Here is a 16839-nt window from a genome sequence, read left to right on the forward strand (position 1 = left end):
TTATTCTCCACACTGAAAAGGGCAGTCGTCAGGGTAAGATCCGTCCTTGTGGAAGGGCTTAAATTCAACCTTGTCATCGGCAAAAGAACTGCCTAACAATTTGTCGGCCATTTCCAACGTTGTATTGGAGTTTGTGTAGATGATGAGGAGCCGATCAATATGCATTTTCACCGCTTTTGTGCCGTTTTCATAAATCTCTATGAGCCGTTCCAATTCAACAGCTGTTTTGTCTCTCTCAGCTAGTAGTTTCTCTCTTTGGAATTCATCTTTTAGGTCAAAAATAAAATGCTTACAGCCTTTGCCTTCAGCACCGACTAAGCACTTCATGTTCAGCTCACATGGTCTGAGATTTAACGAGCGAACACAGTATCCAAGAGGGGTGTGCTGAATGGTTTGCATAGTGCTATAAAGGTACTCAATGATATCTGCCTCAGGAATTTCGTCCTGTTGGAATTGACGAATTTTCTGTGGAATGTCACCCACGAAACGATTGTTATCATTGAGCATCAGTTCACCAATGAGTTGTGCTCTTTCAGATCCAGAGTTGTGATCATAATGGCGGCCTTGCAGCTCAGTACGTCCCATCCAGCGGTTGACGATAGCCTCGGAAACGCCTGCTCTGAATAGAGAGGTGGTGCGCCAATGGCGGCCTTTATGTGACTGCCAGGTGGCTGTTACATGCTCTTCAACATTAACTGCGTATTTGAGGAAGGCATTAGGGTAACGATCATTGCCTGTAAAGAAATACTTAACGGCGTCATAGCCTAGTATTTCAGGTATGAGAGGGTTGGGTTCGGCACCGCCGCTCGTGATTTCTGCACGAAGAAATAGGTGTTCAGAGACCTTTTGTTCAACCTTGAAGGATTTAGATTGAATTGTTATCGCTTTCGCTTCAAAGTCTTTGACTGTGAGACCTTTTTCTTCAGCTTCATTCCTTATGATTTCATTTGCATCCTGGAGATCCGCCTCATATAGCTCTTTCTCCAAAGCAAAATTGTTATCAGTAAAGCGATTGTAGATGTAGCTTTCGATTGATGCCTGGCTAACTGTATAAGCAGAGCTTACGGAGTACCGTACATACTGGTCTTCAGTCTTAACTTTGACCGTGATTTTTTGCTTTTTGGTGATCTCAAAGTTTTTGTTTAGTTCTTTGAAGTCAGTATCACTGTTGGAAGACATCAGAACCAGTTCAGGAAAGAGTTCTCTGAAAGTAAGAACGTCTAAATGAGTACTGATGTCGTAGCTGCCATGAGCGTAGCTTGTTAGCTTGGCTTTGGCATCTTCAAGACTCATGACCGCTGGAGCGCGACCTTTTCCCTTAAACTCGGAAGGATTGAAGGTATAACAAGCAGCGGTACTCCCCCAAGCTTCACTTGTGAGCGCTGATATTGTTTTGTCACCTGAGTTCTGTCTGTGAACATTTCGACCATGAAGAACGGTTAAAAACTCTTTTTCCGTGATCGAGCTGGAGCGAAGTCTTATCTGTCCTTTTACGAATTCCAGAATTGCTTCGCCAGTTACTGTGAAGCGATTTCTTTTAGCATCAATCGGTGTAATAGTAAGCTCTAACTCCCACTTATCATAAGCTTTAACCTTTGATGGTGTGCTTTTCGCAGTACTGTAAATTGGGAGAATATCTGCTAAATCATCAAGCTCATATTCATCGTCAGGATTCACATCTCTTTTCAGCTGCCAAGCTTCTTTGGCCTCTTGGATTTTGACCGTTATAAATGCTTCAAGCTCTTCTATCAAAGATTCAGCATCAGCATTTCTTTTTGCTCTAAAGCTATCAAGTCGAGATCTAACTACAGCTAGAGACTTATTAGCTTCAAGCTCTTCTGCACACTGACGGTACGGCTCAGTAAGTTTGTGAACTTGCTCTACAACATCTGTTAACAGAGGACGCCAATCTTGAGGAATATAGCGCGAATGAGGAGCCATTCCTTTTTCAGTCCAGACTTTACAGAATAGTTCACCATTGAACTCCTGTAGGCAGTCATACGGGAGTCTAAGAACTTCACCGATGCGTAACCCTAATCCATACTGAAATGCTTGTGTGTAGACAGACAGCAGATCTGAGATAAGGTGGTGATTTAGAGGATCTAGCTTATATGCTTCTTCCACTTTCCACTTGAGCTGAACAACTGCCCTAACAAGTTCAGGAATAGGCATTTTCTCCTTAATGGCAGGAAGTCCTTGTTTCTCCTGGGCAAACTTGTGCTTTGCTGGGCTAATAGTGTCTATTGTTCCAGCTAGAAGGTATTCGCTCTGAAGGAAATTTACATACCCATTCAAATCCTGAAGAGGCTGAACTGGACGGCGGTAATGATCAATCATCATTTCATAGGCCAAGTGATAGAGATCAAAAGTCAGATCTTCCAGTTTAGTGATTCCAACCTTGGTTAAAAATTGAGCAATGTTTCTATGTGAATGCAGCCTACCTATGGAAAGTGGGGTAGTACGTACTCGCAAATCCCAAAGATGACCAATAATTAAAAGCTTAATTGTTTCTTCAATTTCAGTTGGCCAAGGTGTGCGCTCTTTATCTTCTCCTGGTTCTGAGAAATAGAGGTTTTCACCCCGATATCGCCATGTGCTCGATTCGTAATCTTGCCCCTTAAAGTAATCAAGCTGGGTGAATTGAGACCGTGCTCGTTCACAAAGAATTTGATAGTTGGACTCAATAGAACGATTACGTTTGTCGCTTAGATTAATAATGTTATTCATGCTCAGCACCGATCATAGGAGTTGCTATTGAGGTCTTGCCAGTTTCGAGAAAAGTTACAGATTCGCCTTCTGCATATGCAATTGCGGCTCTACATCCCGCAACCGCTTCATCTAGTTGATGAACAGCAGCACCTGTGGATGTGTTTTTAAGTTCTTCAACCTTCTCTAGTAGGTTCTCCAGGGCGTTTTTATGGGCTTGTGCGTCTTTGTTTGCGCAAAATTTGTCGCACTCATAGCAGGCAACCGCAGGTTCTAGCATACAAACAGAACCCTTGTGGCATTTACCAATAGAGGTAAAGTGCTTAATTTCGACTATCTCTTCGCCGTATATGTTTCCTGTTTGATCGCCTTCACGAGTCCAAGCTGCTACAAAATGGCGTTGTTCAACGCGCTTATTAGTTGCCTCATTTAGGATTTCAAACATCTCATGTGTGTAGCGGAAATAATGCTTAACGGAACCTACTCCGCTGTGGTCTAGCAGATCAGCGACTTCCTCTTCAGTCTTTCCTTCATTCACGGCATTTGTTCCAACCGTATAGCGGAATCGGTATGGGTTAAGATTGAATCGCATACCTGTGCGAGGAGACCTTGGAATATAGTTTGCGATGCAATTCAACCGATAGCTAATACCCTGAGAGCTAAGGTGATGCCCTTCATCGGTCTTACCAGATTCATCGTATAGCTCCTGATAAGGCTGAAAAGCATTATGTGTTCTATAGATTGTTTGGTTGGTAAATTCAGGACGATCTAACAAGTAAGGGTTATCAAGATCTGAATAAAATCTTTTAGTTCTGCGCATAATCAAAGGTGGATTGTTCAGCGCCAAGTCAGCATGAACTTGCTTGTGTGCTTCGATTAAGTTTCGAATCATAGTCGCTAGCTCGCCGCTAAGTATTCGCTTGGTAAACTGAGTTCTCCGCTTTTGTTGCCGCTGCTTAACGCGAGGAACGTTGAGGTAAGCAATCCCAAGTTTATCGTTATCAACAAAGTCAGATTGCTTCATCAGTGAGATTTGAATAGGACGAAGGCCAAACGTCATGCAAAGAGCGAGAATTACGCGGTCTTCAAGATGAATAACTGGATTATTCACAGCCTCCTGGATAATTGCCATTTCCTCTCGAACAAATGGCCCCATTTCAGCATCCAGGGTAAAAAGAGTGCTGTATAGATTCTGACTCCCTCCACTAGATAGTTTTTGTACTTCATCATGGAAATCGTAGGAATAACCTTCGCACTCGTATGCAATCAACCATCTTGAGAAGGCTTTGATAGCCGTCAGATCACTGTCTTTCCTTATATCTAAAATGGCTGCTTGAATGGCACTGGTAATGTCTTTTCCCTGAAGAACTCTTGAGGTAATTAAATCAATCCCTTCGGCATATTGGTTGATGCTCCCTGCTATATAGTGCTGAAGCAGATACTTCAGAAACGATGATGTGATCGAGTCTAGTTCACTAACACCCGTAAAGAATGGAGACGTATCGATATTTACAACAACACCATTGTCATCAGGCCACTGGAGATTAGAAAGCCAGGTGCCAGAAGCATCTTTAATCTCCATCTGATAGCCGTGGCGGCTAGTCATATAGCGATCAGCTTCTGTGGAGGTGGGTAGTTCATGATCAAGAAAACCTTCATAAGGTATTTGCTCTAACTCACCAAGCTGTACAGCTAGCTGATCATTCATTATCAGGTGCTCCTTGTAATATTTGAGCTTGTACGGCAAGAGTGAATTCACTAACCCGTCGCTGAATTGAACCTTTTGCGTAGTGGTCAGGCATCTGACTTCCTTTCGCCCATCCTCCAGCTTGTTCCATCAGTTGTGATACAGCAGCTTTCTTAGCAATAGGCCCCATAGTTTCATATTCATTAAGAGCCTCTTCACGTAGTGAATCTACATAGGTGTTTCTTAATCGGTGTGGGCCAAGTTGTCCTTCAAATTCTGGGTATTTTTTTATGATTACATTGAGAGCGTCTGTAGGTGTTTGTCGGCTGATAGGCTTCTGATCAATAGCAGACAAGAAAAGGTATTCTGAGCGATGAGCATTCTTAAGTTTTGAGCGAATATTAGTGATGTAATGAGTAAAAATGGCGGCTAGCCCGTCGTTTAAAGCAACAATTCGTTCTTTAGTTTTGGCAGCAGGGCGATCTTTACGACCATATTCACGATGTTCATCTTTAAGAATCTCAAAGTACTTATCCGCACCTGAAGGCCCTGAAAGATAGAAATCCTTTTCTCTTAATCCTAGTGTTTCGCCTCTACGGTTTCCGCCTAGAATCATAGTGAGAAAGAGGCAGTAATTTCGCCAGCGAACATACTCGCTCTTAAATGGATTTAGATCGTTGTCTTGCAATGGGTTGATGATGGCCAAAAACTTTAATTTCAGTTCTTCATCCAGACCAACCATGTCAGAGCTACCATCAGAATATGGTGCTTTGCCGTGGAGCTGAAAGGAGGTATTCATAGTCCCAAGCTTTGCTTGGGAGGCTTTAATCTCAACTGGGTCTTTCAGTCGTCCTGCATAAAAGTTCCAGATGAACCGAATGAAGGCTGTGGTTTGTGTCCAACGTAACTTATAGGTTTTACGACCAACGGGTTCGCCTGTATCTAAGCGAGCAGAGTAAAAGGCACTTAAGCTTTCAATCTCTCCTATTTGTAGGTGTTCACCTGCTGCAAACCGTCCAGCGAGACTAAAACCATTATTGGCACAGAACTCATAGAGCTTCTTAATGCTGTTTGCTTCAGCCTTGATCGTATAGTACGGATGCCCCTGGTCAAAACGTTGTAACAGGTAACTTGCAGCGCTGAGATCTACTATGCCATCAACAATGACTAGTGGGATGTGCTGGCCTCTAAGTTTCTCAAATTTGGTCGTCGCAACTTTTATCTGCATCTTTCCTTGACTCGAATTAGAACGAAATTGATTATCCTGCGGATAACCCAATTTAGAACAGTGATTCGAGAATGACGAAAAAATAAATGAAACGTTTTATTTGTCTTGCGAATAACTGGGTGAGTACTTAAGAAATGAAACGAAGTATTTTAGGTTTTTCAATGATGTGGAATCTATTAAGGCAATATAATTAGGGGGTGTAGAGTACAGCCCCCTAGTTAATGGAACGTTATGAAAAAAGTCTGTTATAATTCAAACAACAGCGCCTAGCTGGAATATAGGTAAATACATAGCTATAACTAACCCGCCAACTAAAACACCCAGGACGGACATAATCATGGGTTCAATTAGGCTGGATAAGTTATCAACGGCATTATCCACTTCTTCTTCGTAAAAATTAGCCACTTTATCCAGCATTGTATCCAGAGAACCCGCTTCTTCACCGATAGCAATCATCTGTGTCGCCATCGGCGGAAATAAACCTGTCATATTTACTGCGTTTTTTAATGATTGGCCAGTTGATACACCGTTCTTGACTTGCATAATTGCTGTTGAATAGACGATATTACCTGATGCTCCTGCTGCTGAGTCTAATGCGTTGACTAGCGGTACCCCTGCCGCAAATGTAGTGGATAAGGTCCTGGCAAAGCGTGCAATAGCAGAGTTATGTAAGATTTTTCCGATGATGGGGAGTTTCAGAATGCTACGGTCAACGGAGGCTCTTAGTTTGGCTGAGCTTTGCATTGCCCTTTGAAATAAAAAGCCTGAAACTATAATGGCCAGAAGTGCAATAAACCACCACTCTCGGGCTACAACAGATAAGCCTACAACGAACTGGGTAAATGCGGGCAAATCTGCACCGAATGATTTAAATACACTTTCAAACTGAGGTACAACTTTTATTAGCAAAATGGCTGAAACCACAACACCAATAACAATTACTGCAATAGGGTAGGTTAGCGCTTTTTTGATTTTTGCTTTGAGGGACTCAATTTTTTCTTTATAAGTAGCGATTCGATCAAGCATTGTTTCCAATGAGCCTGATTGTTCACCTGCTTGGACTAGATTGCAAAATAGCTCATCAAAATACTTTGGGTGTTTTTCCAGGGCTTTAGCAAAACTTGTACCGCTGTTTACGTCATTTTTTAGCTCATAGATGATTTTCTTCAGTTTTAACTTTTCAATGCCGTTAGAAACAATATCAAAGCCCTGTAATAAAGGAACACCGGCTTTGAGCATTGTCGCCATTTGTCGGGTAAACAAAGCAATGTCTAAAGCTTTAATAGGTTTAGACGCTTTGCTGAACATGCTGTTGGTTTGTTTGCGCACCTTACGCGGAAGTATTCCCTGGCGGCGTAGCTGTGCTTTTGCAATAGTAAGATTTTCGGCATTGATACTGCCTTTACTGGCATTGCCGGTTTTATCTTTGCCTTCCCAGAGGAAGGTTACAGGTAATTTTTCTTTCTTTTTTATTGCCATCAGAGTGATCTACCGTCTAGTCAGACTTTTATTACCCGGTTAATTTCTTCGAGGCTGGTTAAGCCCTGACTCGCTTTTTCTAATCCCGAGTGACGTAAGGTCTTAAAGCCTTGTGTCTTAGCAACAGCCTGAATATCCAGGGAAGAGCCATTAGACATAATACTTTCTGCGATTTCTTGGCTCATTGCTAACATTTCGTAAATGCCTACTCGTCCCTTATAGCCTTTATTGCATTTGCTGCAGCCTTTAGGGTTAGCTTCAAATAAGCTTAATTGATTTTGTAATTGTTCATCACTAAAACCGGCTTCTTTTAGTGCCTCTTTTGGAATGTTAGCTGGTTGTTTGCATTGTGTGCAAAGACGTCGGGCTAGCCGTTGGGCGATTATCAGGCTGACTGATGTAGCGATATTGAATGCCGGTACGCCCATATTTCTTAGACGGGTTAAGGTTTCAGGTGCGCTGTTGGTGTGTAATGTTGATAGAACCATGTGGCCAGTTTGTGCCGCTTTAATGCCAATTTCAGCTGTTTCTAAATCGCGGATTTCACCAACCATTACTACATCGGGATCCTGACGCAAAAATGCACGTAAAGCTTCGGCGAAAGTTAATCCCACTTTTGTATTAACATGCACCTGGTTTATGCCCTCAAGGTTAATCTCTACGGGGTCTTCTGCGGTAGAAATATTGCGTTCAACTGTATTGAGAATATTAAGGCCTGTATACAGAGATACGGTTTTACCGCTGCCTGTGGGGCCTGTTACCAAGATCATACCTTGCGGTTTTTCTAAGGTTTCAAGGTATAAAGCTTTCTGGTGAGGCTCAAAACCAAGTGCTTCTACCCCCATTTGAGCACTAGTGGGGTCTAGAATACGCAGTACAACTTTCTCGCCCCACAGTGTAGGCAGGGTGTTTACCCGGAAATCGATAGAACGTTTCTTAGATAAACGCATTTTTATTCGACCATCTTGAGGCATGCGACGTTCAGAAATATCCATTTGCGACATTACTTTTAAGCGTGCACATAGCTGCAAAGCCAGGTTTGAAGGTGGCCTAGCAACTTCCTGAAGAATGCCATCAACTCGGCTACGAATACGATAGCTTTTTTCGTAAGGTTCGAAGTGAATATCAGATGCGCCATTTTTTATCGCATCCAAAAGGATTTTATTAACGAAGCGAACAATTGGTGCGTCACTTGCGCCGTCGTCGGCCTGGTCCTCTTGTTGCGTTTCTGTCGGATCTTCAACATCTAAATTGTCCAGATCTGCATCATCTAGCCCTTCTAATGCAGAATTTTGTTCATCCAGAAAACTGTCAATTAAGCGATTTAGCTTATCTTCTTCAACAATAACTGCTTCGGTAGTTATGCCTGTATTAAACTTGAATTCATCTAAGGCCTGTATATTTGTCGGGTCCGAGATACCTACAAATAAGCGGTTTTCTCTTTGTATAAGTGGCAGGGCGTGATGTTTATTGATGAGTTTTTCATCAACCAGGCTTTTCGGCATGCTTTCTTGATCCAGCATATCAAGATCAAGTAATGGCATGCCGAATTCGTCAGCAGCGGCTGCGGCGGCCCGATAAGCACTTACCAGACGGTTAGCAATAATATGGGAAATAAAAGGAGTTTTTTCTTCTCTGGAAGTTTTAAGAGCTTCCATCGCTACATCGGATGAAAAAACACCGTCGTTTACTAAACGTCTTGCTAATCCGCTTAAGGGTTGAAAAGGCTGTAAACTCATTGATTCCTCTACTGAATTTAGCAGTATTGCTACCTTGTATTTATCTCTGGATGTAAAGTAACATTTATACGCCGGTTTGAAAAATTAAAGGACTTACTTAAGTTCTTATCGGTGTGTAGAGAGAACTATGTGTTTCAGGAAACTTGTCATTTTGCGATATCCTTTACTGGACTGACATGCAGGTTAGGTTAGTATTAGCCATAAGCTTGTAGGGAGCATGGATGAAGGGCTAATCGGCAAGGGAAAGTTTTGCTGGAGCAAGGATGATATTAATAATAATCTCTGTGGAGAGAAAAAGCATGAAAAAACAACAGGGCTTTACCCTTATCGAATTAATGATTGTTGTTGCGATCATTGGGATTTTGGCAGCAATCGCGTTGCCTGCATATAATAGCTACTCGAATAGAGCTCGTTTTTCTTAAGTTGTGCAAGCAACTCAGGGGGTTAAGACTGCGGTAGAAGTATGTGCGCAGACTACTGGTGCTGTCGCTGGTTGTGGTACAGCGGGGAATGGTGCTGTTTCTGTTGCTGCATTAGGTGCTACAGGTGGCGCTAATGTTTCGGCTGTTGCAGTTGATGCTAACGGTGTCATTTTAGCCACAGGTTCAGGTGCTGCTCCTTTAAAACTCTACTTATCAGTTGACACCTGCGTTGGCTAATGGTCAAGTCACCTGGACACAAGCAGGGTCTTGTGGCGGTACAGGGATGTGCTAATTTAAAAATAAAAGTAGAAAAGAGAAGCTATAAGCTTCTCTTTTTTGTTATTAGATTGAATTTGGTTGTTTTTAGGATTTATATTCATTTATGAAAAAAACACTCCTAATTATCGTAATAGCAATCGCGGCGGGCGTAGGCTATTTTCTCGAAACGAAAAAAGTACATGTTAGCACCCAGCAGCGAGCATCTGTCGAAGCTGCTTTAGCGCTAGAGCCTGAAAAATATCCTGCAACGCCTGTTTGGTGGTCCGATGGTGATATTCTTGCGGTTGGTATGCGCGTATCGGATGAGAAAGACAAGCTGGATGCGAGTGCTCAGGATATTTGTAAAGTTCTTTGGAAGTATGATGTAAATCGTACAGCGGTTGAAATTTACGATATAGAAAAGATTCAAAAAGCAGATGACTGGAAGATGATTGGTGGAGCGGACTGTCGTCGTTAATTGTTTTCAAAACTAATTCTTTATTGATACGTGTTATCCATCCTTGAATAACACGTTTCGACTTTTTTATTCCTTTATAAACCGCATAGACAGATCCACTGCTCGGCAGTCTTTGGTCAGCAAACCTATAGAAATGTAATCGACGCCTGTTTCTGCGATTGGGCGTAAAGTCTGATCGTTAATTCCCCCCGACGCTTCCAGTTTTACCGGTTTACCTAATTCAGAATTTGTTTCAACTGCTGTGCGCATGTTCTCCAGACTGAAGTTGTCAAGCATAATAGTATCGGCGCCAGCATTCAGGGCTTGTTGGAATTCATCCAGGCTTTCCACTTCAACTTCGACAGGTTTACCACGTTCGTTTATCTTGGCAATAGCAACTGCGTTAGCGATTGAGCCGCAAGCCATGATGTGATTTTCTTTTATGAGGAAAGCATCATAGAGGCCGATTCGGTGGTTGTATCCACCACCGCAGCTGACAGCGTATTTTTGCGCATTGCGAAGGCCGGGAATGGTTTTGCGGGTATCAAGGAGTTTAACGCCGGTGTCAGCTACCAGAGACGCGTAATGTGCGCTGATAGTGGCAGTGCCAGATAAGGTTTGCAGAAAGTTAAGTGCAGCCCGTTCAGCGGTTAACATTGAGCGGGCTGGGCCTTCAATCTCAAACAACGTTTGATTAGCGACTACACTGTCACCGTCTTCTACTTTCCAGGTGATTTGCATGGAATCATCTACCTGTCGATATACTTCTGATACCCAGGCTGTGCCGCAAATGATAGCGTTTTCTCTGCATATCACTCTGGCTTTCGCGAACTGGTCAGCAGGGATAAGTTGTGCGGTTATATCACCATCACCAATATCTTCTGCCAGGGCATTTGCGACAGTTGAGTTCAGGTCTGCGAGTAATGGTGATTGGGTCATAGCTATCCCGTATGAGTTTGTAAATGGGCTGTTTTTCATTCTGATATTGATGGCATACCGAATAGCCAGCAAGGTAGAATAATCTGTAATTGATAGAGCGGGTTTATTGCGAGACAGTTTAATTCAGTCGCGTTTTATATGCACCCTGAGTTTTCTTCGGTTGTTGTATTTCTTAAGATAAGAAGTAAGTGGGTAAGGTGTAAGAATTAGCACTTGCTAAGAACAAGAGCTATTTACTGAGGGATTTATGAAAATTTTAAATGGCTGGCTAACAGATACAGAAGTGTGTGTGTCGCCAAACCAAAATGAACGGCCTGACCTGATTACACCTGAACTACTGGTTGTACATAATATAAGCTTACCGCCAAAACAGTTTGGTGGTGGTTATGTGGAGCAGTTTTTCGTTAATAAGCTGAATCCAGCTGATCATCCTTATTTTGCTGAAATAAGCCATCTAGAGGTATCTGCGCATCTTCTGATAGAGCGTACCGGTCGCCTGGTGCAGTTTGTTTCATTTGATAACAGAGCATGGCATGCGGGTGTTTCTGAATACAAAGGAAAAGAGGCCTGCAATGACTTCTCTATAGGTGTTGAATTGGAAGGGTGTGATGACTTTCCTTACACCCTGATCCAGTACCAGAAGTTATCTGAAGTGCATAAAGCTTTACAGAATTACTATCCGCATTTGACTGACGAAACTGTGACGGGGCATTCAGATATAGCACCGGGCCGAAAAACTGATCCTGGTGATGCATTCAACTGGTGCTATTTCAGAGGCTTATAGAGATGGTTACCAGACAGGCTTGCTAGTCAGGTTCACTCGGCTGGCTTCCTAGAGAGGCTTTGTCAGTGTTATCTGTAGCTAAAATTTAAGGGGATCTTAATCCGCGTTAAAGAGTACAGGATTGTTTATATCCAGCTGAATACTAACGTTATCACCAGGCTGATGTTCAATATTTGCCGGAACTGCGCAGGTAAGTCGCTCACCTGACTCAAGCTCGAGTTGGTACTGATGATAAGCACCACGAAAAGTCTTTTTCAGTAACTGAGCTTTGTAAGGACTTGTTGTATTTTGGCGAACGTTATACTGGCGAATTAATAACTTAACCTGTTCTCCTGGAATAAGCTGATGGGGTTCGGGACTGCGAATTTTTCCTAGCACAGTATCTACACAGTGTTCGCAGGATACCGTCGCATCAATCAAATTGCCCTGGCCGACAAACTGAGCAACAAATGGCGTTGCTGGTTTTTGATAGACTTTTTTGGCCAGGTCCCACTGGTGTATCTCACCTTCGTTCATGACGCCTATTAAGTCAGCGATTGAAAATGCTTCTGACTGATCATGACTAACGACTAGCGCGCTAATGTTTTCCTGCTTCAGAATGCGTCTTACTTCAGGAACCAGGGTTTCACGCAGCTTTGCATCCAGCCCGGAAAAAGGCTCGTCCATTAGTAATAAATCAGGCTTAGGTGCCAGCGCGCGTGCCAGTGCAACCCGTTGCTGCTGACCACCGGATAATTCGTGTGGATACCTTTGTGCGTAATCAGGTAAGCCAATCAGTTCAAGTAACCCGTTGATACGCTGTTGTTGCTTTTCTGATTTGAGATACCGAATACCAAAGCGGATATTATCGCTGACTGTTAGGTGTGGAAACAGGGCTATATCCTGAAAAACCATACCAATATTGCGCTGTTCCGGAGGAAGAACGCTGACAGCATCAGAAATATTTTCACCGACAGTGCTGATGATACCTTGTGTTGGCTTTTCAAAACCGGCTATAGCACGTAGTAGCGTTGATTTGCCGCATCCGCTGGGGCCAAGCAGGCAACCAATCTGCCCTGCAGGTAGTTGTAAGCAAGCATTGTGAACAACTGTCTTACTACCATAGGCAAGATCGAGGTTTTTAAGTTCAAGCTGATAAGTCAGCGAAGTTCCATGGGCGGTCATAGGCATCTCTTTACTACAGACTGCATGTCAGCAGAGAAAATTTCAATACAGGCATTATTCTTTACCACGGGCGATTGAGCGGCTAAGTAATATTACCGGTAACAGACCAACGGCGACAATCATAAGTGAGGCCGGTGCAGCATCAATGAGTCGCTCGTCTGAGGCGAGTTCAAAGGCACGTACTGCAAGCGTATTAAAGTTAAAAGGTCGCAATATCAGGGTAGCAGGTAGCTCTTTGAGAACATCAACAAAGACAATGAGCAGGGCTGTCAGTACAGAGCTGCGCATCAGCGGTATATGAATACGCTTTAATACTTGTGTAGATGTGCAGCCCAGAGAGCGGCCGGCGCTGTCAATACTCGGCTTTATTTTATCCAGTCCGGTTTGAATAGTCCCCAGAGAAACCGCCAGAAAGCGAACCATATAGGCGAACAGTAATGCGAATAAAGTACCGGAGAACACTAGTCCCAGATTTAGGTCGAACCATTTACTCGCCAGGTTAATGAGTTGGTGATCGAGCCATGCCATTGGGATCAGGATACCAATAGCAATTATTGTTCCGGGTAACGCATAGCCCATGCCAGCTATCATTATGGATGTTTGTACACGTTTCTGATTATTCATTCGGCGTGCATAGGCAAGAATTAAGGCTAAACATACAGCTAATGCTGCAGCAGCTGATGCCAGGGTAAAAGAATTCCAGGCAAGCTCAACAAAGTCCTGGGGGTTAAATTCAGCCTGGGTAAGTGCCCAGTTAAGTAATACTCCGCCGGGGATCAGAAAGCCAAACAGAACGGGTAACAGACATAATAAGAAAGCCCCAAGTGCCTGCATGCCGGAAAGCTTAACCAGTATCGGCCGTTTTCTTTGTTCGTTATTTGCGTGGTATTTAATTTGGCGACGGGAGTATTTTTCTAAAAGGATCAGTAATACTACGAAGCCAAGCAGCATCGCAGCCAGTTGCGCAGCAGCAGCAGAGTCACCAAGACCATAGAAGGTGCGGAAAATCCCGGTAGTAAAGGTCGTGACGCCAAAGTATTGTACGGTGCCGTAGTCGGCGAGTGTTTCCATAAGTGCCAGGGTTAAGCCTGCAATGATGGCTGGCCGGGCCAGAGGTAATGCAAGTTTGAAGAAAGCTTTAGAGCGGCTGTATCCTAAGGTTCTGCTTACTTCGATAGCACTATTCGACTGTTCGAGAAAGGCGGCACGGCTGAGCAGGTATACGTAAGGGTATAGTACCAGTGACAGCATTATCGTTGCGCCGCCCAATGAGCGAATCTCAAAGAAGTAATACTCACCATAACCCAGACCTGTTATATCCCGGATCAGTGTCTGTACTGGGCCGGCAAAGTCTAGCAATCCTGTGTAAGTGTAAGCAATGATATATGCCGGGACCGCCAGAGGTAGAAGCAGCGCCCAGGTGAATATTTTGCGGCCAGGAAAGTCACAAACACTGGTCAGCCAGGCAGGTGGTACGCCTAATAGCAAAACTCCTACGCTGACACCGATCAATAATGCCAGGGAGTTACCAATGTAGTCGCCGAGAACAGTGCTGAATAAATGACTCCAGACGTCCATTGAACCCGCGAATAAAAAAGCGCAGATAACCAATACCGGTAATGCAAGTATGCTTGCAATCAGTACAGCTGAGCCAGACAGCCAGTTAAAGCTTCTGGTGGTCGAGTTGAATGTCTGCGTTGTCATAAAAATCAATCTTACAAAAGTACAAAAAGCGCTGGCCGCTCATTATTACAAATGAGCGGCAACGCCTGGAACTGTTCTATGTTGGGTTGCTTATTTCCAGCCAGCCCGGTCCATCAGTTCAACAGCTGTGCGGTTATTTGCTCCCAACTTGCTGAGTTCAACAGTGTCTGCCGTAAAATCACCGAAGTCTTTTAACACGCTGGAAATATCACTGCCTGCAACAACAGGATATTCGCTGTTTACTTCGGCATACCATTTCTGTGATTCAGGTGATGTCAGAAACTCGATCAGTTTGATGGCGTTTTCTTTGTTTTTTGATGCGGCAGTTACACCGGCACCACTGACATTAACATGTGCCCCGCGATCGTTCTGATTTGCCCAGAATACGCCGATATTCTCTACCAGTTGTTTGTCGACATCTTTGCTGCTATTTGCTAAGCGGCCAAAGTAATAGGTGTTTGCCAGAGTAAGGTCGCATACACCGGCGTTAACCGCGCGTAGTTGATCGGTATCGCCTCCAGCAGGAGGTTTTGCAAAGTTAGCAACAAAACCTTTTGCCCAGGTTTCAGTTTGTTCTGCGCCATTAGATTCCAGCATTGCAGCAACCAGCGACTGGTTGTATACATTGTTTGATGAGCGGGAGCAGATTTTACCTTTCCATTTCGGGTCTGCTAAATCTTCGTAGGTGCTAAGCTGCGCAGGATCTACCCGGTCTTTTGCGTAGAAGATAGTGCGGGCACGTTGTGACAGACCATACCACTGGCGATCAGTATCCCGAAGGTGCGCAGGAATAGCAGCATCAAGTTTTTCGCTGCTAATAGGTTGTAAAACCTTAGCGTCTTTTGCGCGCTGCAAACGGCCAGCATCAACCGTAATGAAAATGTCTGCAGGGCTGGCTGAACCTTCGATTTGTAAGCGTTTTAGCAGTGCGTCGGCGTTACCGGTAACAAGGTTAACAACTATATCTGTTTCAGCTTCGAACTTGTCTAAAAGAGGTTTGATAAGAGCCTCTTTACGAGCTGAATAAACATTGACCAGATCAGAATCAGCCAGTACCGGAAGTGTTATTGAGCTGAAAAAAGTGCCGGCTGCCAGAGCAAAAATACCAAGACGATTTGCCATCGAAGATACCTTATCAATAGATGGTTAGCTGCTGATCTGTAACCAGTAAGAAAGATCAGCGTATAGTTAATTTGATTATAAATGATAACGGTTTGTATTTATAGCATCGTTACGTATCACTGTATGATTTATCTGCGCTGGATCAATGCCTGAATGATACGGGGTTTTAGTAGCGCATTCCGGACAAGTGCTGCAGCTTCAGTAAAGGGCTGCAAATACAGCTGTTTTAATGTGTGTTCGTTAGCTTGTTCTGCCTTACTTATACCAAAGCTAAGCTGAGTGCCAGGCTCTGATAGGTGCAGGCAGCGGAACAAACGATCCCAGATAGCCAGTGTTGCGCCAAAGTTTTTATCAAAATGACGCGGCGCTGTTGAATGATGGATCTGATGTTGGGCTGGTGATATCAACCAGCGTTCCAGTGGTTGCCAGTAATGGATGGCGATATGGCTGTGGCGAAGGTTAGAACCGGTAACGTTAAATGCAAATACCAGTGCATTGGCACCAAGTACGGTAATCAGGTCTACCTGATTGGCAAACAGGAAAACAAATAGAGCGATACTGACACCTTGTACCAGACTGCTGCGCAGAGAGAATAAAACTCCTTCGACAGGATGTGTTCGCAGCACTGTCAGTGGCGTCATAGTGCGGGCGCTGTGATGAACCTTGTGAAATGCCCAAAGTGCAGGCCAGCGGTGCATCAGATAGTGCAGATAGAAGCGTGCAAAATCATCAAGTATGAATAACCAGAGGGTGAAACTGGCGGCTATCTGCCAGTCAGCTAACTGTATGAGTGGACGATAGCCCAGACTGCTTTGTAGCCATTGGAACATAAATGTAGCGATGGTTAGTTTTGCGAGTAGGGCTGGCGCGAGAACAGTAAATAACAGTCTGTTAATGATAAAGATCAGACCGTCTGCCCGGCTGGACTTAGATAGCCATACATTTTTATCGAAACAGGTCCGCCAGGCGTGTTTTATCTGTTGTTTTCTGAGTAGAGTCAGCCAGGCAAGAGCAATAACCAATGCACAGCCGAGATATCCGACGAATAACCGCTTACGCGGGTCGAAAAAGCTAGCGTAGATATCGCTGCTGAATTCGGAAAAAAATGTTTCGAACACGTTACTGCCTGGAGTCGAATGGGTTACTGCGA

The 16839-nt window shown here is 43.8% G+C and carries 14 protein-coding genes; 4 read left to right on the forward strand and 10 right to left on the reverse strand.

The genetic code is table 11. The features are described 5' to 3' along the window. The 5 genes from OCU49_RS06965 to pilB form a co-directional block, all read right to left on the reverse strand. The gene (locus tag OCU49_RS06965) at positions 1-2727 is read right to left on the reverse strand and encodes a hypothetical protein (RefSeq protein ID WP_261844259.1); all 2727 of its coding nucleotides are present in this window, start codon (positions 2725-2727) and stop codon (positions 1-3) included. Then, entirely contained in the window at positions 2720-4414 is a 1695-nt protein-coding gene (locus OCU49_RS06970) for a site-specific integrase (RefSeq protein ID WP_261844260.1), read from the reverse strand. The genes OCU49_RS06965 and OCU49_RS06970 overlap by 8 nt, the downstream gene beginning before the upstream one ends. Beyond that, positions 4407-5621: a site-specific integrase gene (locus tag OCU49_RS06975; protein WP_261844261.1), complete on the reverse strand. Its 1215-nt coding sequence runs from the start codon at positions 5619-5621 to the stop codon at positions 4407-4409. Before OCU49_RS06975 ends, OCU49_RS06970 begins: the two co-directional genes overlap by 8 nt. Before the next feature lie 252 nt (positions 5622-5873). Beyond that, positions 5874-7100, reverse strand: coding sequence for a type II secretion system F family protein (locus tag OCU49_RS06980; RefSeq protein WP_261844262.1), 1227 nt, complete (start codon positions 7098-7100; stop codon positions 5874-5876). Between the two features lie 20 nt (positions 7101-7120). Further along, the gene (gene pilB / locus OCU49_RS06985; protein WP_261844263.1) at positions 7121-8839 is read right to left on the reverse strand and encodes a type IV-A pilus assembly ATPase PilB; all 1719 of its coding nucleotides are present in this window, start codon (positions 8837-8839) and stop codon (positions 7121-7123) included. Positions 8840-9138: 299 nt separating this feature from the next. On the opposite strand from pilB, the gene OCU49_RS06990 reads away from it, so the two are divergent. The 3 genes from OCU49_RS06990 (at position 9139) to OCU49_RS07000 (ending at position 9997) form a co-directional block, all read left to right on the forward strand. Beyond that, a complete protein-coding gene (locus OCU49_RS06990; RefSeq protein ID WP_272885325.1) occupies positions 9139-9261 on the forward strand; it encodes a prepilin-type N-terminal cleavage/methylation domain-containing protein in 123 nt (40 codons plus the stop codon). A 3-nt stretch (positions 9262-9264) separates the two neighbouring features. Then, entirely contained in the window at positions 9265-9498 is a 234-nt protein-coding gene (locus tag OCU49_RS06995; RefSeq protein ID WP_261844264.1) for a hypothetical protein, read from the forward strand. A gap of 145 nt (positions 9499-9643) precedes the next feature. After that, a complete protein-coding gene (locus OCU49_RS07000) occupies positions 9644-9997 on the forward strand; it encodes a hypothetical protein (RefSeq protein WP_261844265.1) in 354 nt (117 codons plus the stop codon). Between the two features lie 66 nt (positions 9998-10063). On the opposite strand, the gene nadC is transcribed toward OCU49_RS07000, so the two are convergent. Then, positions 10064-10915 (reverse strand): carboxylating nicotinate-nucleotide diphosphorylase, encoded by an 852-nt coding sequence (nadC, locus tag OCU49_RS07005; RefSeq protein ID WP_261844266.1) that lies wholly within the window; start codon positions 10913-10915, stop codon positions 10064-10066. Positions 10916-11162: 247 nt separating this feature from the next. Between nadC and ampD the strand changes: the two genes are divergently transcribed. Further along, positions 11163-11699, forward strand: a complete 537-nt coding sequence (ampD, locus tag OCU49_RS07010; protein WP_261844267.1) for a 1,6-anhydro-N-acetylmuramyl-L-alanine amidase AmpD — start codon at positions 11163-11165, stop codon at positions 11697-11699. 96 nt (positions 11700-11795) lie between these two features. Here ampD and OCU49_RS07015 read toward each other — a convergent pair whose 3' ends face one another. From OCU49_RS07015 to OCU49_RS07030, 4 genes are all read right to left on the reverse strand, one after another. After that, entirely contained in the window at positions 11796-12863 is a 1068-nt protein-coding gene (locus tag OCU49_RS07015) for an ABC transporter ATP-binding protein (protein ID WP_261844268.1), read from the reverse strand. A 54-nt stretch (positions 12864-12917) separates the two neighbouring features. After that, positions 12918-14567 (reverse strand): ABC transporter permease, encoded by a 1650-nt coding sequence (locus OCU49_RS07020; protein ID WP_261844269.1) that lies wholly within the window; start codon positions 14565-14567, stop codon positions 12918-12920. Positions 14568-14657: 90 nt separating this feature from the next. Continuing rightward, on the reverse strand, positions 14658-15689 hold the full coding sequence (locus tag OCU49_RS07025) for a Fe(3+) ABC transporter substrate-binding protein (RefSeq protein ID WP_261844270.1): 1032 nt from the start codon (positions 15687-15689) through the stop codon (positions 14658-14660). Between the two features lie 128 nt (positions 15690-15817). Further along, positions 15818-16807 carry a sterol desaturase family protein gene (locus OCU49_RS07030; protein WP_261844271.1) on the reverse strand — a complete coding sequence of 330 codons (990 nt, stop codon included), beginning with the start codon at positions 16805-16807 and terminating at the stop codon, positions 15818-15820. Positions 16808-16839: the final 32 nt, after the last annotated feature.

Source organism: Aliamphritea ceti, assembly GCF_024347215.1.
Lineage (GTDB): Bacteria > Pseudomonadota > Gammaproteobacteria > Pseudomonadales > Balneatricaceae > Amphritea > Amphritea ceti.